This is a genomic window from Pseudomonas sp. Lz4W (assembly GCF_000346225.2).
Classification (GTDB): domain Bacteria; phylum Pseudomonadota; class Gammaproteobacteria; order Pseudomonadales; family Pseudomonadaceae; genus Aquipseudomonas; species Aquipseudomonas paraversuta.
In genome coordinates, this window is record NZ_CP017432.1 from 2,077,673 (window position 1) to 2,100,349 (window position 22,677).

The window sequence follows — 22,677 nt, forward strand, 5'->3', positions numbered from 1 at the left end:
ATGCTTGCCACTTCAGAACAATTACAGATTCGCGACGCGGCGCAGCAGTTTGCCCAGGAGCGTTTGAAGCCCTTTGCAGCCGAGTGGGACAAGCAGCATCGCTTCCCGCGCGAAGCCATCAACGAGATGGCCGGGCTGGGTTTTTTCGGCATGCTGGTGCCCGAAGAGTGGGGCGGCTGTGACACCGGCTACCAGGCTTACGCCATGGCCCTTGAAGAAATTGCCGCTGGCGATGGTTCCTGTTCGACCATCATGAGCGTGCACAACTCGGTGGGGTGTGTGCCTATCCTCAAGTACGGCACCGAGCAGCAGAAACGCGAGTTCCTCATCCCGCTGGCCAGTGGTGCAATGCTGGGGGCCTTTGCCCTGACCGAGCCACAAGCCGGCTCAGATGCCAGCGACCTGAAAACCCGGGCTCGCCGCGAAGGCGACTACTACGTGCTCAATGGCTGCAAGCAGTTCATCACCTCGGGGCAAAATGCCGGCGTGGTGATAGTGTTTGCCGTCACCGATCCTGCGGCGGGCAAGCGCGGGATTACGGCCTTTATCGTGCCCACAGATGCGCCGGGCTACAGCGTGGCGCGGGTTGAAGACAAGCTGGGGCAGCATGCCTCGGACACCTGCCAGATCCTGTTTACTGACCTGAAGATTCCGCTCGCCAACCGCTTGGGCGAAGAAGGGCAGGGCTACAAGATTGCCCTGGGCAACCTGGAAGGCGGTCGCATCGGCATTGCCTCACAGGCGGTGGGCATGGCTCGCGCAGCCTTTGAGGCAGCCCGTGATTATGCCCGCGAGCGCGTGACGTTCGGTCAGCCGCTGATTGAGCATCAGGCGGTAGCGTTTCGCCTGGCCGACATGTCCACCGAAATCGCCGTCGCCCGGCAAATGGTGCGCTACGCCGCTGCCCTGCGGGACAGCGGGCAATCGGCGCTGGTCGAGGCCTCCCAGGCCAAGCTGTTCGCCTCGGAAATGGCCGAGCGCGTCTGTTCCCGGGCGTTGCAAACCCTGGGCGGTTATGGCTACCTGAACGACTTCCCGCTGGAGCGGATCTATCGCGATGTGCGGGTATGCCAGATCTACGAAGGCACCAGCGATATCCAGCGCATGGTTATTGCGCGCAATCTTTGAATTGAGGACTTGATCGATGAGCTACGAAACCATTCTGCTGGACATCCACGACCATGTTGGCCTGATCACCCTGAACCGGCCGCAGGCGCTGAACGCCCTGAATGCGCAACTGATCAGTGAAGTGAACCATGCGCTGGACCAACTGGAAGCCGACAACAGCATTGGCTGCATCGTTATCACCGGTTCGAAAAAATCCTTTGCTGCGGGCGCAGATATCAAGGAAATGGCCGACCTGACTTACCCGCAAATCTATCTGGAAGACCTGTTTTGCGACAGTGACCGAGTGGCTACCCGGCGCAAGCCGATCATTGCCGCGGTGGCTGGTTTTGCCTTGGGCGGCGGCTGCGAACTGGCGATGATGTGCGACTTTATCCTGGCTGGCGATAACGCCAAGTTCGGCCAGCCGGAAATCAATCTCGGGGTGTTGCCGGGTATGGGTGGAACCCAGCGCCTGACCCGCGCAGTGGGTAAGGCCAAGGCGATGGACATGTGCCTCAGCGGTCGCTTCATGGGCGCTGAAGAAGCCGAGCGTTCAGGGTTGGTCTCCCGTGTGGTACCGGTTGATGAGTTGCTGGAAGAAGCCTTGAAAGTCGCCGCGACCATTGCCAGCAAATCGTTGCCGGTGCTGATGCTGACCAAGGAAAGCGTCAATCGCGCGTTTGAAGTCAGCTTGACGGAAGGCGTGCGCTTTGAGCGCCGGGTATTCCACTCCTTGTTCGCGACCCAGGACCAGAAAGAAGGCATGGCCGCATTCGTAGGCAAGCGCGCAGCACAGTTCAAAAATCAGTAACCCCCCCTGTAAGAGCGAGCAAGCTCGCTCCTACAGGTTTGTTGCCAGATCAGACATTTCTTCAGGTCCCGGGCAATCACCATGCGCTGAGTGAATCCGGCTGACTGGCACGCCGCGGCAAGCACCAACCCTCTGTAGGAGCGAGCTTGCCTCGCGAGCTCTAGAGGCTCGCGAGCAAGCTCGCTCCTACAGATTTGTTGTCAGATCAGATAGTTCTTCAGCCCCCGGGCAATCACCATGCTCTGAGTGAGTCCGGCTAACTGGCACGCCGCGGCAAGCACCAATTCTCTGTAGGAGCGAGCTTGCTCGCGAGCTCCAGAGGCTCGCGAGGCAAGCTCGCTCCTACAGATTTGTAGTCAAATCAGACATTTCTTCAGCCCTCGGGCAATCACCATGCGCTGAGTGAATCCGGCTGACTGGCACGCCGCGGTAAGCACCAATCCTCTGTAGGAGCGAGCTTGCCTCGCGAGCTTTAGAGGCTCGCGAGGCACTCGCTCCGACGGGGGTGTGGTCACATCAGATAATTCTTCGGCCCCCGGGCAATCACCGTGGCGAGCAAGCTCGCTCCTACAGGTTTGTTGCCAGATCAGACATTTCTTCAGGTCCCGGGCAATCACCATGCGCTGAGTGAATCCGGCTGACTGGCACGCCGCGGCAAGCACCAACCCTCTGTAGGAGCGAGCTTGCCTCGCGAGCTTTAGAGGCTCGCGAGCAAGCTCGCTCCTGCAGGTTTGTTGTCAGATCAGATAGTTCTTCAGCTCCCGGGCAATCACCATGCGTTGGATTTCACTCGATCCTTCATAGATCTGGGTGATTCGCGCGTCGCGGTAGTAACGCTCCACCGGATAATCTTCAAGGTAGCCATAGCCGCCATGGATCTGTATGGCTTTGGAACACACAAACTCAGCTATTTCCGAGGCAAACAGCTTGGCTTGCGAGGCTTCCGACAAGCACGGTTTGCCCGCGCTGCGCAGTCGGGCCGCATGCAGGATCAGCAACCGTGCTGCATTGAGCCGGGTTTGCATGTCCGCCAGCATGTTGGCCACACTCTGGTGCTCGATGATCGCTTTGTCGAACTGCACCCGGTCACGGGCATACCCCAGCGCCGCCTCAAAAGCGGCACGGGCGATCCCCAGGGCTTGAGCGGCAATCCCTATGCGGCCGCCTTCAAGGTTGGACAGGGCAATCGCCAGGCCTTTGCCGCGCTCACCCAGCAAGCTAGCTTCAGGGACCGTACAGGTGCTCAGGGTGACAGCGCAGGTGTCCGAGGCGCGAATGCCCATTTTGTGTTCGGTGCGGTCAACGATAAAACCCGGGGTGTCGGTGGGCACCAGAAATGCCGAAAGGCCTTTTTTGCCCAACTGCGGATCAGTCACAGCAAACACAATCGCCAGCTTGGCGCGCTTGCCATTGCTGACGAACTGCTTGGCGCCGTTGATCACCCACTGACCGTCACGCAACTCGGCGCGGGTGCGCAGGTTGTGCGCTTCCGATCCGGCCTGGGGTTCGGTCAGGCAAAAACAGCCAATGGCCTGGCCGCTTGCCAGGTCCGCCAGCCAGGTTTCTTTCTGTGCCTGGCTGCCATATTTGAGGATGGGGCCGCAGCCGACCGAGTTATGGATACTCATCAGTGCGCCGGTGGCGCCATCGCCGGCGGAAATCTCTTCCACGGCCAGGGCGTAGGCCACGTAATCGACATAGGTACCGCCCCACTCTTCGGGCACCACCATGCCCAGCAGGCCCAACTCGCCCATTTTCGACACCAGTGCGTCGTCGATCCAGCCGGCCTTTTCCCAGGCCTGGGCATGGGGGGCGATTTCGCGGCGGGCAAAGTCGCGAGCCATGTCGCGGATCATGACCTGCTCTTCAGTCAGTTCGAGGTCTTGCATGGCTCAGACTCCGTGCTGTTTGAAGTGGGTGAAGAAGCTGGCGACATGGGCCGGATCAAGCTCGTCGAGGGTGGCCGGGTTCCAGTGCGGGGTTTTGTCTTTGTCGATAATCAGCGCTCGCACGCCTTCGATCAGGTCGCCGCGATCAAACCACTGACGGTCAAGATGCAGTTCAAGGGCGAAGCATTGTTCCAGCTTGAGTTCGCGGCCGTGGCGCAGCATTTGCAGGGTCACAGCCATGCCTAAAGGCGAGCGTGTCTGCAGCAGGTCGGCGGTTTCAAGCGCCCACTCGCGGCTTTCGGCAGCTGTTGTCGCGCGCAGTGCGGCGACGATGGCGGGCACGCTGTCGAGGGCGAAAACCTGATCAATCAAGGGGCGAAATTTGGCCAGCGGTGCCTCAGGCAAGTTGGGCACGGCGAAAGTGGCCAGTAGCGCCTTGAGGTCTTCAAGGGGGTTTTGCTGCCATTGCAGGGTGTCGAGGCTTTGATCCAGTTCAGGCAGTCGGGCACTTTCGGTGTAGCAGTCGGCAAGGCCGCAATACAGCGCGTCAGCGGCGCGGATGTGCACGCCGCTGACCCCCAGGTAGGTGCCCAGCTGGCCCGGGGTTCGGGTCAGGAAATAACTGCCGCCCACGTCCGGAAAATAACCGATCGAAACTTCGGGCATTGCCAGTCGGCTGCGCTCTGTCACCAGCCGCAGGTCGGCGCCCTGAGCCAGTCCCATGCCGCCACCCAGAACGTAGCCGTCCATCAGCGCGAGCACCGGTTTGGGGTAGTGATGCAGGGTCAGGTCGAGGGCGTACTCTTCTTCGAAAAAGGTTTTGTGCAGGGTGCCACCGCTCTTGTAACTGTCATACAGCGAGCGAATGTCGCCGCCGGCACAGAAGGCTTTTTCGCCTGCTCCGCGCAGCACGACTGCCTTGATCCTTGAGTCCTGGGCCCAGGCATCGAGCTGATGTTGCAGGCTGCGCACCATTTCCAGGTCGATTGCGTTGAGGCCGGCGGGGCGGTTCAGGGTCAGGTGGCCAATCTGGTTGCGCACCTGGGCCAGGACCGTGCTTTGAGTCGGCTCGACATCCTGTGTCGGTGAGGATGAAACCTGAGCAGTCATCACTAACTCCCTGCTTTGTCTTGTTATTAGGTGTGTTCGCGGGCGAACGATAGTCGATGCTAACAGTGCAAATTTGCACTGTACAACCCTGATAAGTGCAGGGTTGGTGTGCATTTTTGCATGTCGGGTGTGCAGCAATGCGCAGGCTTACTGCGCCAGCCAGCCACCGTCGACATTCCATGCCGCACCGCGCACCTGACTGCCGGCTTCGCTGCACAGGAACAGCACCAGTTCACCCAGTTGCGGCGGGGTGACGAACTCCAGTGAGGGTTGTTTCTCGGCCAGCAGATCGTGCTGCGCCTGGTAGGGGTCGATACCCTGGCTGATACGCTGGTCAATCTGCTTCTGGACCAGCGGGGTCAATACCCAGCCAGGGCAAATTGCGTTGCAGGTGATGTTGCTGGTGGCAGTTTCAAGGCCCACGACTTTGGTCAGGCCGATGACCCCATGTTTGGCGGCCACATAAGCAGCTTTGCCGACCGAGCCCACCAGCCCATGCACCGAGGCAATATTGACGATGCGACCCCAGCCACGTTTGCGCATGCCCGGCAAGGCAAGGCGGGTGCTGTGGAAGACCGCAGACAGGTTGATGGCGATGATCGAGTCCCAGCGCTCCACCGGGAATTCTTCAACGCTGCAGACATGCTGAATGCCGGCGTTATTGACCAGGATGTCGATGCCGCCGAATTCACGTTCGGCGTAGCTGAGCATGTCGGCGATTTGTGCGGGATCACTGACATCTGCCGGATGATGGCCAACCTTGCCGCCGAACTGTTCCATCTCGGCAACGACTTTGCTGGCGTCGCCAAAACCGTTGAGTATCAGGTCGGCTCCAGCTCTGGCCAGACTCTGTGCGATGCCCAGGCCGATGCCGCTGGTGGAACCGGTAACCAAGGCAGTTTTACCCTTAAGGCTCATGATCAATTCCTCAGGTGAGACACGACGGGTTCGTGAATGAGGAAACGTAGCACGAGGCTTGCAATCGCGGATACGAAACGGCCCGCCAAAGGCGGGCCGTTTTCACGCAGGGCCGGGATCAGTCCTGGCGGCTGGTGACTTCCAGCAGGTGGTAGCCGAACTGGGTTTTAACCGGGCCTTGCACCACGTTGATTGGCGCGCTGAATACGACAGTGTCGAATTCCTTGACCATCTGGCCCGGGCCGAACGAGCCCAGATCGCCGCCTTGACGGCTGGACGGGCAAGTGGAGTTAGCTTTTGCGACTTCGGCGAAATCAGCGCCGCCTTCGATTTGTGCTTTCAGTTCGTTGCACTTGTCTTCGCTGGCAACGAGGATGTGACGGGCAGTGGCTTTAGCCATGAGAGAGTACTCCTTTCAAGAAAGTGCTGAGCCTACCGGATTCAGTGGGGTTTTTCCTGGCAAAAGTTCCCGGGGCGGCATTTTTGCTGCCGCCCCGGCTCTCTCAGGCGCTAGCCTTGGCGCAGAGGCGCTGCGCCTGCAGTTGTCCGGCTGCATGGCGCAGCAGTTGTTCGGTCGCATCCCAGCCCAGGCAACCGTCGGTCACGGACACACCGTAACGCAGGGTTGCGCTCAACGGCTGGCAGCCTTCGAACAGATGGCTTTCGAGCATCATGCCGATCAGCGAGCTGTCGCCTTCCAGGCGCTGGGCAAGTACGTCATTGAACACCTCGGGCTGGCGCAGTGGATTTTTGCTGCTGTTGGCGTGGCTGCAGTCCACCATCAATCGGGCGGGTATGGCATTTTTCTCAAGCCCGGCCCGGGCGCGGGCCACGCTGCTGCGGTCGTAGTTCGGGCCGCTATGGCCGCCGCGCAGCACCAGATGGGTGTCGGGGTTGCCCGGGGTCTGGACGATTGCCGGATGGCCCTGGCTGTCGACCCCGAAGTGACGATGGCCATGGGCGGCAGAGCGCATGGCATCGCTGGCAATCGCCACGCCGCCGTCGGTGCCGTTTTTGAATCCTACGGGCATCGCGAGGCCGCTGGCCATTTCGCGGTGAATTTGCGACTCGGTGGTGCGTGCGCCAATGGCCACCCAGCCCAGCAGGTCGTCGAAGTAACCGGCAGCCATGGGTTGCAGTAGTTCCGTAGCAATTGGCAGGCCCATGCCCAGCATCTCGAGCATCAGTTCGCGGGACAGGGTAAGGCCGTGGGCCATGTCATCACTGCCATCCAGGTGCGGGTCGTAGGCCAGGCCTTTCCAGCCCACAGTGGTGCGAGGTTTTTCGATGTAGGCACGCATCACCAGCAACATGTCGTCGCGCAGATCGTGGGCCAGAGCGGCAAGGTTGCTGGCGTATTCCAGAGCAGAGACCGGGTCATGGATGGAGCAGGGGCCGACCACTATCAGTAAGCGGGAGTCTTCACCGTTCAAGATGGCGCGAATGGCCTGGCGTTGCTGGCTGACCTGACGGCCAAGGGTGTCGCTGAGGGGCAGCTGCTGTTTGAGCTGCGCCGCGCCGGGCAGGCGTCGGGTCAATACGGATGCAGGAGACTGGTGTACCGGCAGAGCAGAAATGGATGCGTTCATGGTGTACGTCCTGGGCAGGCGGCGGATTGTTCCGCGCGCTCGGCCCTACTGGGGTGTTCGACAATTGGCCAGACTGGCTGTGAGTGCATGCGTGCCACCAATGTGGGTCCGTTCGGAGGCGGCTGACTGTCCCGAGCGGCGGCTGATAAATCGCCATGCAGTGCAAAGGTCGAAGCGGTAATAAGTGGCGTAGTTCATGGGGAAGATTCCTTTAATTAATGATTTTCGGGGCCTGAAAAAACAAAACCCCCGGTCGGGAAGCCGACCGGGGGTGAGAATTCTCTGGTAGGCGACCCCTAAGTAGTGGGCGCCGTGTGGGTATCAGGCGCGCCAGTGGCTAAACCAATACCCAAAATAAAATCGTGCAGCGTTCGCGCACACAGATTCGGCCACGCGAGATTCGCCTGTGGTCTTACAAATGTCTGTGGGGGCGTGATGCAACATGTGCTGTCTCCGATAAGTGCTGGGAGCTTACTCGACTCCGCCGGACCTGTTCAATCAAAAAATACTATGGGCCCGAGCTGGCAAAACTATGGGCGCGCGCAGGGGGCAGGGAAGGGGTGGCAACCACAACCGGTCACGGTTGTGTCCTGCAAGGTCACGGCTTTGCGCTTGCTTTGCAGTTTTGCCATGGATCATTGGCTCATGATAGGTAGGTTGGGTTAAGAGTTTTTTGCTAAGGTGTCGGCAATCAACCAAGACCAATTTGCGAGGTGTCGACTTGATTCGGGTTCTAGTGGTCGATGACCATGATCTTGTGCGTACAGGCATCACCAGAATGCTGGCCGATATCGAGGGCCTGCAAGTGGTCGGTCAAGCCGAGTCCGGTGAGGAGTCGCTGATCAAGGCGCGTGAGCTAAAACCGGATGTGGTCTTGATGGATGTCAAAATGCCCGGTATTGGCGGCCTCGAAGCTACCCGCAAAATGATGCGCAGCCACCCTGACATCAAAGTGGTTGCAGTGACTGTGTGCGAAGAGGATCCGTTCCCGACGCGGCTGTTACAGGCTGGGGCTGCCGGGTACATGACCAAGGGTGCCGGTCTCGCAGAAATGGTCCAGGCCATTCGCCTGGTGTTCGCCGGCCAGCGCTATATCAGCCCGCAAGTGGCTCAGCAGCTGGCGCTCAAGTCGTTCCAGCCTGCCAGCGACTCGCCGTTCGATGCCTTGTCCGAGCGAGAAATCCAGATTGCCCTGATGATTGTCGGCTGCCAGAAGGTCCAGGTGATTTCCGACAAGCTTTGCCTGTCCCCGAAAACGGTCAACACCTATCGCTATCGGATATTCGAGAAGCTGTCAGTCAAAAGTGATGTGGAACTGGCCTTGCTGGCTGTCCGGCACGGCATGGTAGACGCTGGTTGACGATGACTGACAAGTTCGATGCCAGTGCGTTTCTTTCGACCTGCAGCGGTCGGCCCGGCGTGTATCGCATGTTCGATGGCGATGCGCGACTGCTTTACGTGGGCAAAGCCAAGAGCCTCAAAAAGCGCTTGGCCAGCTATTTCCGCAAAACCGGCCTGGCGCCCAAAACAGCGGCGCTGGTGGGGCGTATCGCGCAAATTGAAACCACCATTACGGCTAACGAAACCGAGGCGCTGCTACTTGAGCAGACCCTGATCAAAGAGTGGCGGCCGCCGTATAACATCCTGTTGCGCGACGACAAGTCCTATCCCTACGTATTTCTGTCGGACGGCCAGTACCCGCGCCTGAGCATTCATCGCGGCGCCAAAAAACTGAAGGGCAAGTATTTCGGACCTTACCCCAGCGCCGGGGCCATTCGTGAAAGCCTGAGCATCCTGCAAAAAACCTTTATGGTGCGCCAGTGCGAAGACAGCTACTTCAAAAACCGCACCCGTCCTTGCTTGCAGTATCAGATCAAGCGCTGCAAGGGGCCTTGCGTCGGGCTGGTTGACCCCCAGGTGTATGCCGAAGATGTGCGCCACTCAGTGATGTTCCTTGAAGGCCGCAGCAGTGCGCTGACCGACGAGTTGAACAGCGAGATGGAGCAGGCCGCCAGCACCCTGGACTTTGAACGCGCTGCCGAAGTGCGTGACCAGATATCGTTGCTGCGCCGGGTTCAGGATCAGCAAAGCATGGAGGGCGGCACCGGCGATGTGGATGTCATCGCCGCGTTCGTCAACCCGGGCGGTGCCTGTGTGCATTTAATCAATGTGCGAGGCGGGCGAGTGCTGGGCAGCAAGAACTTCTTCCCCCAGGTCGGTATCGAGGAGGACGTTGCCGAAGTCATGGCCGCCTTCCTCGGGCAGTACTACATCAGCAGCCCTGAGCGCGATCTGCCGAGCGAATTGATCGTTAACGTCGAGCATGAAAGTTTCGACGCAATCATCGATGCCATCGAGGCCCTGCGTGGACGGGAACTGGCCATCAGTTACCGTGTGCGCGGCACCCGTGCCCGCTGGCAGCAATTGGCGGTGACCAATGCCGAGCAGGCTCTGGGGGCCCGCCTGGCCAACCGTCTGCATGTGGCGGCGCGCTTTGAAGCCCTGGCTCAAGTGCTCAAACTCGATGAGATCCCGCAACGGCTGGAGTGCTATGACATCAGTCACTCCAGTGGCGAAGCAACGGTTGCGTCCTGCGTGGTATTTGGCCCTGAAGGTCCGATCAAGTCCGACTACCGGCGTTTCAACATCGAGGGTGTCACCCCTGGCGATGACTATGGCGCCATGCATCAGGCACTGATGCGCCGTTTTAGCCGGCTAAAAGAGGGCGAGGGCAAGCTGCCGGACATTCTGCTGGTGGATGGCGGCAAGGGGCAGTTGTCGATGGCCCGGGATGTGCTCAATGAACTGGCAATCCCGGACCTGGTGTTGCTCGGTGTGGCCAAGGGCACCACCCGCAAGGCAGGCTTCGAAACCCTCTACCTGAACGACGCGGCCCATGAGTTCACGCTCAAAGGTGATTCGCCGGCCTTGCATCTGATCCAGCAGATCCGCGACGAAGCTCACCGCTTTGCCATTACCGGGCATCGTGCCCGGCGTGGCAAAACCCGGCGCACCTCAACCCTGGAAGGCATCGCCGGGGTAGGGCCGACCCGCCGTCGCGACTTGCTGAAGCATTTTGGCGGGCTGCAGGAGCTGACCCGTGCCAGCATCGAAGAAATCGCCAAGGCGCCGGGGATCAGCAAAAAACTCGCAGAGCTGATTTATGCGAATCTGCACAGCGAATAAATAACCCTTGGCCCCGGGTTCTCTTCACAAGACCTCAAACCTGCCCTTGTCGCTTAAACTGGCTGCTCAGCAGGGCAGCCGATTCTGGTATGGTTGGGGTCTGTCACATTATCCGACTTGTGTGGGAACTCCGTTAGACATGCACCGGGAATGCTCCTAGAATTTGTCTCTCAGACCGCAACACCGAGTAGACTGCCCCCCTCACCTCGTAGCCAGTTGTGCCGATGAATATCCCTAATTTGATCACCGTACTACGCGTTCTGCTGATTCCTTTCTTTATTCTGTTGTTCTATCTCCCCTATAGCTGGAGCTATGTGGCCTCCAGTTCAGTCTTCGCATTTGCGGCGGCGACGGACTGGCTCGACGGATACCTGGCCCGGCGGCTGGAGCAAAGCACCCCGTTTGGCGCTTTCCTGGACCCGGTTGCCGACAAGCTGATGGTCGCTGTAGCCCTGGTTTTGCTGGTGCAGGAACATCACAACGTGTGGCTGACCCTGCCTGCCGCAGTGATCATTGGCCGTGAAATCGTAATCTCTGCGCTCCGTGAATGGATGGCAGAGCTGGGCGCGCGGGCACAAGTTGCCGTGTCCAACATGGGCAAGTGGAAGACCGCGGCACAAATGCTGGCGTTGATCATCCTGCTGGCCAATCCGTCCGATTTCAGCTTCTGGGTAGTGGTGGGTTATGCACTGCTGCTGGTCGCTGCGGGGCTTACCCTGTGGTCGATGGTGCAGTATTTGCGGGCTGCCTGGCCGCATTTGAAGACCACCTCGACCAAATAAATAAAACTTTTTGAATCAAGGGCTTGACGCATTTTTTGATTCATATAGAATGCCGGCACCAAGACGCGGGAATAGCTCAGTTGGTAGAGCACGACCTTGCCAAGGTCGGGGTCGCGAGTTCGAGTCTCGTTTCCCGCTCCAAACATTGCACTACAGATTTTTACCGATCTGCAAGTGATTGAAACAAGGACCTTAGGGTCCTTTTTTCGTTGCGGCGAAAACCACTGAAATCCAGCACTGTCCGGTGTGTCCTGTATTCGGTCCGGGAGGATGGCGCACAGGGAAAGGCAGATTGTTGGCGGAGCAATTCAGCCAGCAAAAATAGCCGTTGGCCCCTGACTCTGATCAAGCCTTCGCGCGGGCATTATCAGAAATCTTTATTGAGTGTGTCCGTATCGCGGGTATTGAAGCCATGCCGGCAAACTAGCCTCATACAAGCGCGCTTTGATGGTCCAAGATATTAATCTTTGTAAACTCTCTAGGCAACAGGGTTGTATCGTTCGTTATATGTCCGGGCTTTAATACGTTGACAGGGCCCTAACGGTTGTTCGGCAGGTGTCCGGCTTTATTGTGCGCATGACAGTATTCTGCTTTTCTCTGTAATGAACTTGATGGTTTGTTAAATCTGTATTTGTGCCTTCGAACAGTCTGTTGGTTATTGCGTTTAAAATATGGGTGCCAAATTCGGCAGGGTTTACGGCCTGCATTGATTATCTGTTTTATGTCTAATTAGTCGTCCACGGATCGTATTGATAATACAGGGGATTTTGAGAAGTCCGGTGCTGTATGCAGGCGCTATAGTAGAGCTGTGGGTGATTGACGAGTTTTTAAGAGTGCTCTGATTGTTATAAGTTGTTGTCTGTGGTTTTCGGCCCGCTAGCAACTTGGGGTTACATAAATCAACGCTGCTTGAGTGTTTTTAACGTTGGGCAGTGCTTTAGACTTTTCGGCGTTAATTTTAACGCTGCCTTATTAACTGATATTGGCCGTAATAATTAATACGCAATGTTTTTTAAGATGATAAGGGTCTAGATAGATGGCAACTCCGAATACGCCTGCTTTTATTACGCAAATAGTTGATCAGTGCATTGACTACACTGGCGATATTTTTGATCGTGGAATCACAGTCGACCCAACTCCCCAGTTGAGCGGCAGGGCGCCTGCCAACAGCCCTGTATATATATATGACGGTGGGAAACTGATCGGTAGTGCAAAGGCGGACGGGAGTGGGAACTGGAGTTTCACCCCTGATCGCGAACTTGGCACCGGCTTACATGCTCTCACCGTTATGGCTCACGGCAAAATGAGCGAGCCGCTAATTATCACTGTTGAGGCAAGCGGTGCCTCCACTGGTCGTCCAGTCATTACCAGTGTTGTCGACAATCAAGGTGACTCGGGTCAGGTGGAGCATGGCGCGACCATCAGCGATAAATCGCCCACCCTGTCCGGCACTGCAGCCCCTAACGCCTATGTCGAGATTTTTTCCAGCGGTCGGTCCGTTGGCGTTGTCCAGGCCAATGCCGAAGGCCACTGGAGCATCACCCCGACGTTGTCAGAAGGGCTGAATATCCTTAGCGTCAAGTCGCAGGGGCAATACAGCGAAATTTTCACACTTAATATTGAGACAGCGACCACGGTCAAACCGACCATCGAGAACGTCTACGACAATCTGGGTGAGTCAGGTCTGGTGGGCGAGGGCGCCATCACCGACGACAACACCCCGACGGTCTCGGGCAATGCGCGGCCGGGTGCAATTGTTCAGCTGTATGCCAACGGTCGCGAAGTCGGTCGCACCCAGGCCGACAGCAACGGCAACTGGAGCATCACTACTTCCGCACTGGAAAACGGCCAGCAAGTGCTGAAAGTAGCCTCCGAAGGCCAGTTCAGCGACGGTTTCACCATCAATGTCGAGGCTTTCATAACCCCTCCACTGAGCATTCAGAGCGTCTACGACAATCAGGGTACGTCAGGCCTGGTGGGCGAGGGCGCCATCACCGACGACAACACGCCCACGGTCTCGGGTAATGCGCGGCCGGGTGCAATTGTTCAGCTGTATGCCAATGGTCGAGAAGTCGGTCGTACCCAGGCCGACAGCAACGGTAACTGGAGCATCACCACTTCCGCTCTGGAAAACGGCCAGCAGGTGCTGAAAGTAGCCTCCGAAGGCCAGTTCAGCGACGGTTTCACCATCAATGTCGAGGCTTTCACAACCCCTCCACTGAGCATTCAGAGCGTCTACGACAATCAGGGGACGTCAGGCCTGGTGGGCGAGGGCGCCATCACCGACGACAACACCCCGACGGTCTCGGGTAATGCGCGGCCGGGTGCAATTGTTCAGCTGTATGCCAATGGTCGCGAAGTCGGTCGCACCCAGGCCGACAGCAACGGCAACTGGAGCATCACCACTTCCGCTCTGGAAAACGGCCAGCAGGTGCTGAAAGTAGCCTCCGAAGGCCAGTTCAGCGACGGTTTCACCATCAATGTCGAGGCTTTCACAACCCCTCCACTGAGCATTCAGAGCGTCTACGACAATCAGGGTTCGTCAGGCCTGGTGGGCGAGGGCGCCATCACCGATGACAACACTCCGACGGTCTCGGGTAATGCGCGGCCGGGTGCAATTGTTCAGCTGTATGCCAACGGTCGCGAAGTCGGTCGCACCCAGGCCGACAGCAACGGCAACTGGAGCATCACCACTTCCGCACTGGACAACGGCCAGCAGGTGCTGAAAGTAGCCTCCGAAGGCCAGTTCAGCGACGGTTTCACCATCAATGTCGAGGCTTTCACAACCCCTCCACTGAGCATTCAGAGCGTCTACGACAATCAGGGTTCGTCAGGCCTGGTGGGCGAGGGCGCCATCACCGATGACAACACTCCGACGGTCTCGGGTAATGCGCGGCCGGGTGCAATTGTTCAGCTGTATGCCAATGGTCGCGAAGTCGGTCGCACCCAGGCCGACAGCAACGGCAACTGGAGCATCACCACTTCCGCTCTGGAAAACGGCCAGCAGGTGCTGAAAGTAGCCTCCGAGGGCCAGTTCAGCGACAGCTACATAATTGATGTTCAGGTGCCGGCCGAAGTGGGTGAGCCGATCCGGCCTGCCATCGAATATGTATATGACGATTTCGGCAGTGATGTCGGGCAACGCTACAGTGGCGATACGATTGACGATCGTTCGCCCGTGCTGGCCGGTACAGCAGGCCCGCACGCAATCGTTCAGATCTACTCCAATGGCCAACTGATCCATACCCTGCAGGCCAACGATACAGGGTACTGGGGTTTCACAGCCTGGCTGCCATATGGGGAGCATACGCTCACGGCGGTGGTCGGAGGTGTCAGCAGTGAGCCGTTCGACCTCACTATCGTTGACCCGTTGCAAGAGCCCGTAGCGGACGAATACAGCTACGCGCTGTCACTCGACAATGTATTGGCCGATAGCCACCTCGATGTGTTTGGCGAAACCGTTGCGCCTGTGGCTGAGCTGGATCCCGTGCAGACCCTGAGGCTGATGGACTCCTTTCTTTCCGAAGCCGGGCATGCGCCGTCTGGCAACGTCGCGGGCTTCACTTGCATGGCTTTTACACCGGAGCTGTTACTACCTGTTGAGGAGTTGCTGCAACCGCCGCTGTGATGGTTCTCGCCTGAAAACATGCTGCAGGTCGGCCGGTCTTTGAACACCGACTCAGTTGTATAAGCGGGAATTCCGCGATGCCGGTAGCCGGTATCGCGGTTTTTTTGCCTTGCGTTTCTCCAGGCTCGACTGCCAACCGTCCAGGCTGCTCAGCGGCAGGGTTCAGCGTTTGTTTAACCGCAGTCAGCATGTCTTCAAAGCATATCGAACTCTATTCCCAATGGACCCAAGGTCCCCGCAAGCGATCGCCCTACTGCTGCGGGTGATCGTCCAATACCAATTTCGCCGTATGGCGAACCCTCTTCAGGAAGCATGTGATGGCCACAGACATGCCTGTCAATTCAAGCATGGAGGCTCGGGCGGTGCCTGAGCCTTCGACCACTATCGAGGATTCGCTCTTGCAGAGCGTGTCATGGATTTGTGACCACTATGGTTTGGGCAAGTCGCCCCAGGCTCTCACCGCCGGCTTGCCCAAGGGCAGCTTGCTCTCGCCATCGCTGGCCTTGGCAGCGCTGGCCAATGCCGGTTTCACGGCTGGTCTGGTGGACCGGCGCCTGTATGCCCTGCCAAAGCAGTTGATGCCAATGATCCTGCTGCGCAAGGAGCAGGGTGCCTGCATTTTGCTGGATCGACGGATTGATACCGATAGCGAAAAAAAATCCCGTTACCGCTACCAGCTGGTCTTGCCGGAGCTGGGCAATGAGCCTGTCGAACTCGGCCAGGCAGAGATGGACGCGATGTATGCCGGTCATGCCGTTCTGGTCAAGCCAACCGCCAGGATCGATACCCGCGCCGGCGATCAAACGCCTCGGCCTGCCGGCCACTGGCTGTTCAACACCCTGTGGCGCTATCGCCGCTACTACCGCAGTGCAGCCATCGGCGCGGTACTGGTGAACGTGCTGGCGCTGGCCAGCATCTTTTTCACCATGAACGTCTATGACCGGGTGGTGCCCAACCAGGCTTTTATCACCTTGTGGTCGCTGGGCATCGGTGTGGCGATCGCGATGATCTTTGAGGCCATTGCACGCTATGTGCGGGCCTACCTGCTGGATGTCGCTGGTAAAAAGGCGGATCTGGTGCTGGGCAGCATGTTGTTTCGCCAAGCGTTGTCGGTGCAGATGGAGCATAAACCGGCGTCATCCGGCTCGTTTGCCAACCAGTTGCGTGAATTTGAGTCGGTGCGTGATTTTGCAACCTCGGCAACCCTGGCAACTATTTCTGATTTGCCATTCGTGTTGCTGTTCGTAGCGGTGATTTTCGCCATCGGGGGCCCATTGGGCTGGATTCCGGTGATGCTGATTCCATTGATTCTGATCATCAGCATTGCCATTCAATGGCCGCTCGCACGCACCATGAAAGAAAACCTGCGGGAGTCGTCGCTCAAGCAAGGCGTGCTGATCGAGTCGGTAGAAGGTCTGGAAACCCTGAAAGCCGTGGGCGGTGAAGCCTACATGCAGCGGCGCTGGGAGCACTTCAGTGCACTGGCGGCCAATACCTCGCTTAAATCGCGCCAGATGAACAACTCGGCCACTGGCATGGTCGCGTTTTTCCAGCAGTTTCAAACCGTGGTGCTGATCATCACCGGGGTTTACCTGATTGATGCCGGTGACCTGAGTATGGGGGCGTTGATTGCTACCGTGATGCTGGCTGGTCGCGCGACTGCACCGCTGGGTCAGGTAGTAGGGCTGGCCATACGTTTTCAGCAGGCCAAGGCGGCCATGCAGTCGCTTAATCGATTGATGGACATGCCCGTGGATCGCGCCCCCGGGACCGAGTACCTGGCCAAGCCGCACCTCACTGGCCAGTTGACTCTCAAAGGTGTTGGTTTCTCTTATCCGGCGCCGCCGATGCAACCTAACCCGCCGATACTCCAAGGCATCAACCTGAAGATCCGGGCCGGTGAGCGTGTGGCAATTCTGGGCCGCATCGGCAGCGGTAAATCGACGCTGTTGCGGATCATGGCGCGCCTTTATCAACCGGTCAGCGGGCAAATGTTCAGTGATGGTCTGGACGTCAGCCAGATCGACCCGGCCGACTGGCGCCAAGCGGTAGGCTACGTGGGGCAAGACGCCCGATTGTTCTATGGCACCTTGCGTGAAAACGTGATGATCGGCCGTCCCCAGGCCAGCGCTGAAGAGTTTCTTCGAGTGTTGCGCCTGACCGGCCTGGACCATGTTGCATCCAGGCATCCCAGCGGTATCAACCTGCCGATCGGCGAGATGGGCGAAGGCCTTTCCGGCGGGCAGCGCCAGCTGGTTTCGCTGGCACGCAGCCTGATTTCCCGTCCGCAATTGCTGTTGCTGGATGAGCCCACCAGCGCGATGGATTCCCAGACTGAAGTGCTGTTCCTCGAGCACCTCAAGCGGGCCACCGAAGGTCAGTCCATGGTGGTCGTTACTCACCGGCCATCACTGTTGGCCCTGGTCACACGCATCATCGTGGTCGACGACTGCAAGATTGTCGCCGACGGTCCCAAAGACAAAGTCCTAGCGACCTTGTCGGGCAACGCCCAAGGACTATCCGCAGTCGGCGGCGAGGCCCCGGGCAGCGCCGCCAGAGTCAAGGTCGGCCCGCCACGGCCATTCACCGCGCCAGGCCCTGAAGCGGCCGGTAATCCAGGCCAGGTAACAGCGGTTGGCGAGCCCGCTCGCAAGGACACGTCGCAATGATCAGCAAAATTTTCCGCCGCAACAAGGGTGAGGCCGCGCTCGCGCCCGGCGATGCGGCGTTCATGAATGACGTCCAGGAATCGTTACTGGCCCAGACCACGCCTGGTTCCAAACTGGTGCTGTACCTGATCCTGGGTGTACTGGTCAGCGGGCTTGTCTGGGCCAGTTATGCGCGGGTTGAAGAAATCACCCAGACAGAGGCGAGAATTATTTCCATGAGTCGTGAACAGGTGATCCAGAGCCTGGAAGGCGGGATCCTGGCACACATGTATGTTCGCGAAGGCGCGGTGGTCGAGAAGGGTGAAGTGCTGCTCAAAATTGACCCGACCCGTGCCCGGTCGAGTTATCGCGAGGCCTTGTCCAAAGTCATCGGCTTGCGGGCCAGCATCACCCGTTTGCGCGCTGAAGCGTATCAGACACCTTTGGATTTCGATGACACGGTCAAGCAGGACCCAAGCGTCGTGGCCCAGGAAACCCAGGCGTTCAATGCGCGCCAGCGAGCGTTGAATGAAAGCGTGTCAGCGCTGGAGCGCAGCCATACCTTGACTATGCGTGAGATCCGCTTGGCAGAACCGCTGGCGGCCAAAGGCTTGATGTCGGAGGTTGAATTATTGCGCATGCAGCGTCAGGCCAATGACATCAAATCGCAAATCGTCGAGCGCACCAACAAGTTCCGTGCCGATGCCAATTCGGAGCTCAGCAGAATGGAGATGGAACTGGGCCAGACCCATGAAAACCTCATCGGCAGAGCGGACATCGTTGATCGCACCACTGTGATTGCGCCGGTACGCGGAACGGTGAAAAACGTGCGGGTCAATACCATCGGCGGGGTTATCCAGCCAGGCGAAAATATCCTCGAGATCGTTCCGCTGGAGGAGCAGTTGCTGGTCGAGGGCAAGATTCGTCCCGGCGACGTGGCGTTCCTGCATCCAGGTTTGCCGGCCACGGTAAAAGTCACGGCTTACGATTACGCCATTTATGGCGGCCTGAAGGGCGTTGTCCAGTACATCAGCCCGGACACACTCAAGGACGATCAAAAAGTCGCTGCGGGACGCGCCGACGACACCTATTACCGGGTGCTGGTACTGACCGACAGCAGCACACTTGAAGCCGGTGGCAGGAGCCTGCCGATCATTCCGGGGATGCTGGCGTCGGTGGAAATCCGTACGGGTGAAAAAACCATCCTCGACTATTTGCTCAAGCCCGTCTTAAAGGCTCGCGAAGCGTTCCGGGAGCGCTAATCATGATGTTAAATCTTGCCCGTTCGGGGCATGTTGCGCCGGGCCACCTGGAGAGTAAGTGGCCCATTTGCGTGAGCTGGTTATTCACCCTCTGCCTGGCGGCCTGTTTGAATTCGGCGCCCCTGCAAGCCGAAGAGCAACCGCCAATATCTCAAGCGGTAGCCAGCCAGCCCGTCAGGGTCCAAACGCTTGCAGGCGTGTCCGCCGTTGCGCTGGCAGGGTTGCCGGAACGTGTTGCTGTGCGTACGCCCGGTGCAGTGCCGGGGCCGTCAGAACATGAATTGCGGGATATGTTCTGGCGCGCCGTACAGTCGGCGGTCGAGCTCAGCCCGCTGGTCCGTCGTGCCCAAGCCGAACACCAGGCCGCAGTGGACGATATCGATGAAGCCAAAGGCCAGCGCTGGCCGCAGCTGGGTATTGCCATGCAGTCAAAAACCGCCGGGCTCGGCCCGGGGAAAGACAATATCAGCACCGGCTCGGCGGGGATCAATTTCAATCTCAGCACGCCAGTGTATGACTGGGGCCGTATCGGCAAGACCATCGCCAGCCGCCAGCATCTGGCGCAGGCCGCTAATGCGAGCATTGAGGCGCAGCTGGAAAACACGGCATTCGAAGTGCTGGCTACGATGGTTGAATTGGGTAAACAGCGCATCATCATCGATCTTGGCCAGCAGTACGAAAATCGCATGAGTGATCTGGTACAGATGCTCGCCGGGATCGTTGCGGTCGACAAAGGTCGCTCCAGCGAACTGACTCAGGCCAGGGCGCGTCTGCTCCAGGCGCAGTCGGCACGCGATAATGCGCAAACCCAGGCCTCGGGCGCCGAGATACAGTTGCGCAAACTGATCGGTGAACGACCGATCATGATCCCTCGCACCCGCCAATGGAACATCCGCCTGGCCAGCCTGGACGGGTTGTTGCAGCACCTGGATGATCATCCCGATATCCAGCGGGCTCAATCCAGCGCCCGGGCGGCTCAATTGCAGGCGCAAGTCGTACGTTCATCCTCGTTGCCACAACTGAACTGGGTGATCAGCAAGACCACTGCCGAAGATGGCATTGGCCGCAGCCAGCCACTGCAAACGTCGCTGGCGGTAAGTTGGGCGGCGTTCCGGGGCGGCTCGACACGGGCCGCCGAGCGCGCAGCATTGCATCGTGCCGAGGCCGGTCGCCAGGAAGCCGAGCAGCAGCGCCTGGATCTTGAGTACTACATCCGCAACGCCAGTCACGATGCCCGAACCCTGTTCGAACGCGCCGAGCTGTACCGGGACTTGACGGCTGAAACCGACCAGATACGCCAGGCGTTTTACCAACAGTGGTACCACTTGGGTAAACGTACGCTTCTGGATGTACTGAGTGCCGAGAGCGATCACTTCAGTAATCAGGTCAGCGAGATCAGCAGTCGTTTCGACGGCTATCAGGCCATTTTTCGGCAGTACGCCAGTGCTGGCTCCTTGCTGCAATGGTTGCGCGGTGGGCGCTGAACCGCATCAGGCCGCCGAAACCGGTCATGAGGTCCAGGCAGATGCAAGTCTCAATGGGCCGCCAGCGGCTGGCAGCCGGCGGCTTCGGGCCGGGGGCGAATGATCAGCAGGGCGACCGTGGCAATCACCAACGGTACCACCAGCGCGCTGTAATAGCCTGCAGGGCCGCCGTGTTCGAGAAACCAGCCGCCGCTCGCAGAGCCGATGATGGCTCCCACACGCCCCAGCGCAATGGCCCAGCCGGTGGCAGTTGCGCGCAATGCGGTGGGATACGCCTGGGCAACCATGTAGTTCAACACGATTTGCTGACCGCCAATACCCAGGCCTGCGCAACCGGCGAGGGTGAATACCAGTGCCCAGTGGTTGCCACTGTTAGCCAGGCCCAGGCACAGGGCAATGCCAAATCCGAACAGGATCAGCAGCAACAGTCGGGTATTGATTTTCGGCAGGATGATCGAGAGCGGGATCGCGCAAACCACAAACACCGTATTGACCGCCACCGTGCCCATGGGCGCCTGCTCTGCCGGCAGGCCGGTGGCTTTGAGCACGGTAGGCAGCCAGGACAGAAGCATGAACCATGCAATCCAGTTGAACAGGTACACCGTCCATATCCCGAGAGTGTTGCGGGCCAGCCCTGTGCGGAACAAAGAGCTCACCCCGGTTTTAACCTCCAGTTCCGGAACACTGTAGGTACTGTCCGGGTCAATCCGGGTTTTTGTGATGCCTGTGAGGATTTTTCCGATCTGGTTGCGGCTGACAACGCTTTGGCGCCTGGTTAAAAAATACAAGGATTCGGGGAGGGCGAAGATCAGTACCGCCAGCAGTAACAGCGGCACGATGCCACCCACTGCAAAGATGCCTTGCCAGCCAATGGACGGCAGCATCCAGGCGGCCAGCAAACCGCCCAGAATGGCCCCGGCAGGCAAACCCAGCAATACCGTAGTCATGATCGTGCCACGCTGTCTGGCGCTGCCGTACTCGGCTGCCAGCGATAGCACCACGGGGGTCGCGCCGCCCATGCCGATGCCTGCAATAAAGCGCAAGACCAGGATCTGTTCCGTCGTTCGGGCAAAGGCGGTCGCCAGGGATGCAATGGCAAACAGTGCGACTGCAGTGATGATGATCGGCCGGCGCCCGAGCTTGTCGGCCATTAGCCCCAGAGCCATTGCCCCGAGCACCATGCCGACAATCCCGGCGGTCAGGATCGGTGCCAGCGCACCAGCCCCCAGCCCGAACGCCTGAATGATTGAAGGGCCGGTGAAGGCGATCGCCTGGGTATCGAAACCGTCGAGAATCGCCACGAAAAAACACAGGGCAAAAACCCGCCATTGAAAGGCGCTGATGGGTCTGCTGTCGATCAATTCGGGAATGGAATAGTGCGTGCTCATGGCGGCTCCGGCAGTTCCAGGATTTTTATAGTTATGGGCAGGCACAGCCTGCCGGGGCAGAGGCTAAATGCCGCTGCCGTGGGCGTCTAATATCATTTGGGTGGCGTGCAATACCTCAAAGGTATGGCTGGCGCAGGGGCGGTAAAGACCGGCCATGCAGACCGGTGCTCCGATCCGCTGGCGGTGAGGGGCAGTGAGGCCGCAGGCGACCCCATGCAGCTGGACTGGGGTGTTATTGAAGCAACGGCACGCCGCTGAGTTCCTGCAAGGCTTCGAAGCTGATATCCGCCAGAATTTCACGTACCAGCAGGCCTTGGGCGGTGACGTCCAGAATCGCCAGATCGGTATAGATCCGGCTGACGCAGCCGATGCCCGTCAGCGGGTAGGTACACTGCGGCACCAGTTTGCTTTCGCCGGTCTTGGTCAGGTGATCCATCATTACGAATACCTGGCGCGCGCCGGTGGCCAGGTCCATAGCGCCGCCCACCGCAGGGATCGAACCCTCGGCGCCCGTGTGCCAGTTGGCCAGATCGCCTTTGACCGAGACCTGAAAAGCACCCAGTACGGCAATGTCGATGTGGCCGCCGCGCATCATCGAAAACGAATCGGCGTGATGGAAATAGGCGCCACCGGCGAGCAATGTCACATGCTGCTTGCCGGCGTTGATCAGGTCATCATCTTCTTCCCCCGGGGCCGGGCTCGGGCCCATGCCCAGCACGCCGTTCTCGCTGTGCAGGAACACTTCCTTGTCACCCAGGTAGTTCGCCACCAGGGTCGGTACGCCGATGCCCAGGTTTACATAAGCACCCTCGAGAATATCCTCGGCCACGCGCTGGGCCATTTCATTGCGCGAAAGTTTTTTCATGACGGTCATG

General features: G+C 58.8%; 16 protein-coding genes, 1 tRNA gene and 1 pseudogene. 11 read left to right on the top strand and 7 right to left on the bottom strand.

The features are described from left to right. Both B195_RS09805 and B195_RS09810 read left to right on the top strand, forming a co-directional pair. Window positions 1–1,128 (top strand): acyl-CoA dehydrogenase, encoded by a 1,128-nt coding sequence (locus B195_RS09805; RefSeq protein WP_003445047.1) that lies wholly within the window; start codon window positions 1–3, stop codon window positions 1,126–1,128. A 16-nt stretch (window positions 1,129–1,144) separates the two neighbouring features. After that, window positions 1,145–1,918, top strand: coding sequence for an enoyl-CoA hydratase (locus tag B195_RS09810; protein ID WP_003445046.1), 774 nt, complete (start codon window positions 1,145–1,147; stop codon window positions 1,916–1,918). A gap of 737 nt (window positions 1,919–2,655) precedes the next feature. Here the strand turns inward: B195_RS09810 and B195_RS09815 are convergent. From B195_RS09815 to B195_RS09835, 5 genes are all read right to left on the bottom strand, one after another. Continuing rightward, the gene (locus B195_RS09815; RefSeq protein ID WP_003445040.1) at window positions 2,656–3,807 is read right to left on the bottom strand and encodes an acyl-CoA dehydrogenase family protein; all 1,152 of its coding nucleotides are present in this window, start codon (window positions 3,805–3,807) and stop codon (window positions 2,656–2,658) included. 3 nt (window positions 3,808–3,810) lie between these two features. After that, complete coding sequence (locus B195_RS09820; RefSeq protein WP_003445038.1) at window positions 3,811–4,917, bottom strand: enoyl-CoA hydratase/isomerase family protein; 1,107 nt, start codon at window positions 4,915–4,917, stop codon at window positions 3,811–3,813. A gap of 147 nt (window positions 4,918–5,064) precedes the next feature. Continuing rightward, window positions 5,065–5,835 (bottom strand): 3-hydroxybutyrate dehydrogenase, encoded by a 771-nt coding sequence (gene hbdH, locus B195_RS09825; RefSeq protein ID WP_003445036.1) that lies wholly within the window; start codon window positions 5,833–5,835, stop codon window positions 5,065–5,067. Window positions 5,836–5,953: 118 nt separating this feature from the next. Beyond that, on the bottom strand, window positions 5,954–6,235 hold the full coding sequence (locus B195_RS09830) for a peptidylprolyl isomerase (protein ID WP_003445034.1): 282 nt from the start codon (window positions 6,233–6,235) through the stop codon (window positions 5,954–5,956). A gap of 103 nt (window positions 6,236–6,338) precedes the next feature. Continuing rightward, window positions 6,339–7,424: a 3-deoxy-7-phosphoheptulonate synthase gene (locus tag B195_RS09835; RefSeq protein ID WP_003445032.1), complete on the bottom strand. Its 1,086-nt coding sequence runs from the start codon at window positions 7,422–7,424 to the stop codon at window positions 6,339–6,341. Window positions 7,425–8,145: 721 nt separating this feature from the next. On the opposite strand from B195_RS09835, the gene uvrY reads away from it, so the two are divergent. The 9 genes and pseudogenes from uvrY to B195_RS09875 all read left to right on the top strand — a co-directional run bounded on the left by uvrY (window position 8,146) and on the right by B195_RS09875 (window position 20,414). Then, entirely contained in the window at window positions 8,146–8,784 is a 639-nt protein-coding gene (uvrY, locus tag B195_RS09840) for a UvrY/SirA/GacA family response regulator transcription factor (protein WP_003445030.1), read from the top strand. Window positions 8,785–8,786: 2 nt separating this feature from the next. Then, the gene (gene uvrC / locus B195_RS09845) at window positions 8,787–10,610 is read left to right on the top strand and encodes an excinuclease ABC subunit UvrC (protein ID WP_003445027.1); all 1,824 of its coding nucleotides are present in this window, start codon (window positions 8,787–8,789) and stop codon (window positions 10,608–10,610) included. Window positions 10,611–10,834: 224 nt separating this feature from the next. Further along, a complete protein-coding gene (pgsA, locus tag B195_RS09850) occupies window positions 10,835–11,392 on the top strand; it encodes a CDP-diacylglycerol--glycerol-3-phosphate 3-phosphatidyltransferase (protein ID WP_003445025.1) in 558 nt (185 codons plus the stop codon). A gap of 65 nt (window positions 11,393–11,457) precedes the next feature. Beyond that, window positions 11,458–11,533: transfer RNA gene (locus B195_RS09855), tRNA-Gly, on the top strand. An 895-nt stretch (window positions 11,534–12,428) separates the two neighbouring features. Next, window positions 12,429–12,674: pseudogene (locus B195_RS23235) on the top strand (Ig-like domain-containing protein); the annotation flags it as partial. A 21-nt stretch (window positions 12,675–12,695) separates the two neighbouring features. Beyond that, window positions 12,696–15,020, top strand: coding sequence for an Ig-like domain-containing protein (locus B195_RS09860; protein ID WP_158525121.1), 2,325 nt, complete (start codon window positions 12,696–12,698; stop codon window positions 15,018–15,020). A gap of 317 nt (window positions 15,021–15,337) precedes the next feature. Beyond that, entirely contained in the window at window positions 15,338–17,689 is a 2,352-nt protein-coding gene (locus B195_RS09865) for a type I secretion system permease/ATPase (RefSeq protein ID WP_003446300.1), read from the top strand. After that, window positions 17,686–18,930, top strand: coding sequence for an HlyD family type I secretion periplasmic adaptor subunit (locus B195_RS09870; RefSeq protein WP_003446301.1), 1,245 nt, complete (start codon window positions 17,686–17,688; stop codon window positions 18,928–18,930). Before B195_RS09865 ends, B195_RS09870 begins: the two co-directional genes overlap by 4 nt. Before the next feature lie 2 nt (window positions 18,931–18,932). Continuing rightward, window positions 18,933–20,414: a TolC family protein gene (locus B195_RS09875; protein ID WP_003446302.1), complete on the top strand. Its 1,482-nt coding sequence runs from the start codon at window positions 18,933–18,935 to the stop codon at window positions 20,412–20,414. A 50-nt stretch (window positions 20,415–20,464) separates the two neighbouring features. On the opposite strand, the gene B195_RS09880 is transcribed toward B195_RS09875, so the two are convergent. Continuing rightward, window positions 20,465–21,802 carry an MFS transporter gene (locus B195_RS09880; protein WP_003446303.1) on the bottom strand — a complete coding sequence of 446 codons (1,338 nt, stop codon included), beginning with the start codon at window positions 21,800–21,802 and terminating at the stop codon, window positions 20,465–20,467. A 232-nt stretch (window positions 21,803–22,034) separates the two neighbouring features. Then, a complete protein-coding gene (locus B195_RS09885; protein ID WP_003446304.1) occupies window positions 22,035–22,676 on the bottom strand; it encodes a 3-oxoacid CoA-transferase subunit B in 642 nt (213 codons plus the stop codon). Window position 22,677 lies beyond the last annotated feature (1 nt).

Bases quoted from the DNA above. Each gene is read 5' to 3' on its own strand.
- B195_RS09805 (WP_003445047.1), top strand. From the start codon at position 1: ATGCTTGCCACTTCAGAACAATTACAGATTCGCGACGCGGCGCAGCAG.
- hbdH (WP_003445036.1), bottom strand. From the start codon at position 5,835: ATGAGCCTTAAGGGTAAAACTGCCTTGGTTACCGGTTCCACCAGCGGC.
- B195_RS09830 (WP_003445034.1), bottom strand. From the start codon at position 6,235: ATGGCTAAAGCCACTGCCCGTCACATCCTCGTTGCCAGCGAAGACAAG.
- B195_RS09835 (WP_003445032.1), bottom strand. From the start codon at position 7,424: ATGAACGCATCCATTTCTGCTCTGCCGGTACACCAGTCTCCTGCATCC.
- B195_RS09870 (WP_003446301.1), top strand. From the start codon at position 17,686: ATGATCAGCAAAATTTTCCGCCGCAACAAGGGTGAGGCCGCGCTCGCG.
- B195_RS09875 (WP_003446302.1), top strand. From the start codon at position 18,933: ATGATGTTAAATCTTGCCCGTTCGGGGCATGTTGCGCCGGGCCACCTG.
- B195_RS09885 (WP_003446304.1), bottom strand. From the start codon at position 22,676: ATGACCGTCATGAAAAAACTTTCGCGCAATGAAATGGCCCAGCGCGTG.
- B195_RS09860 (WP_158525121.1), top strand. From the start codon at position 12,696: ATGAGCGAGCCGCTAATTATCACTGTTGAGGCAAGCGGTGCCTCCACT.
- B195_RS09815 (WP_003445040.1), bottom strand. From the start codon at position 3,807: ATGCAAGACCTCGAACTGACTGAAGAGCAGGTCATGATCCGCGACATG.
- B195_RS09810 (WP_003445046.1), top strand. From the start codon at position 1,145: ATGAGCTACGAAACCATTCTGCTGGACATCCACGACCATGTTGGCCTG.
- B195_RS09880 (WP_003446303.1), bottom strand. From the start codon at position 21,802: ATGAGCACGCACTATTCCATTCCCGAATTGATCGACAGCAGACCCATC.
- pgsA (WP_003445025.1), top strand. From the start codon at position 10,835: ATGAATATCCCTAATTTGATCACCGTACTACGCGTTCTGCTGATTCCT.
- B195_RS09820 (WP_003445038.1), bottom strand. From the start codon at position 4,917: ATGACTGCTCAGGTTTCATCCTCACCGACACAGGATGTCGAGCCGACT.
- uvrC (WP_003445027.1), top strand. From the start codon at position 8,787: ATGACTGACAAGTTCGATGCCAGTGCGTTTCTTTCGACCTGCAGCGGT.
- B195_RS09865 (WP_003446300.1), top strand. From the start codon at position 15,338: ATGGCCACAGACATGCCTGTCAATTCAAGCATGGAGGCTCGGGCGGTG.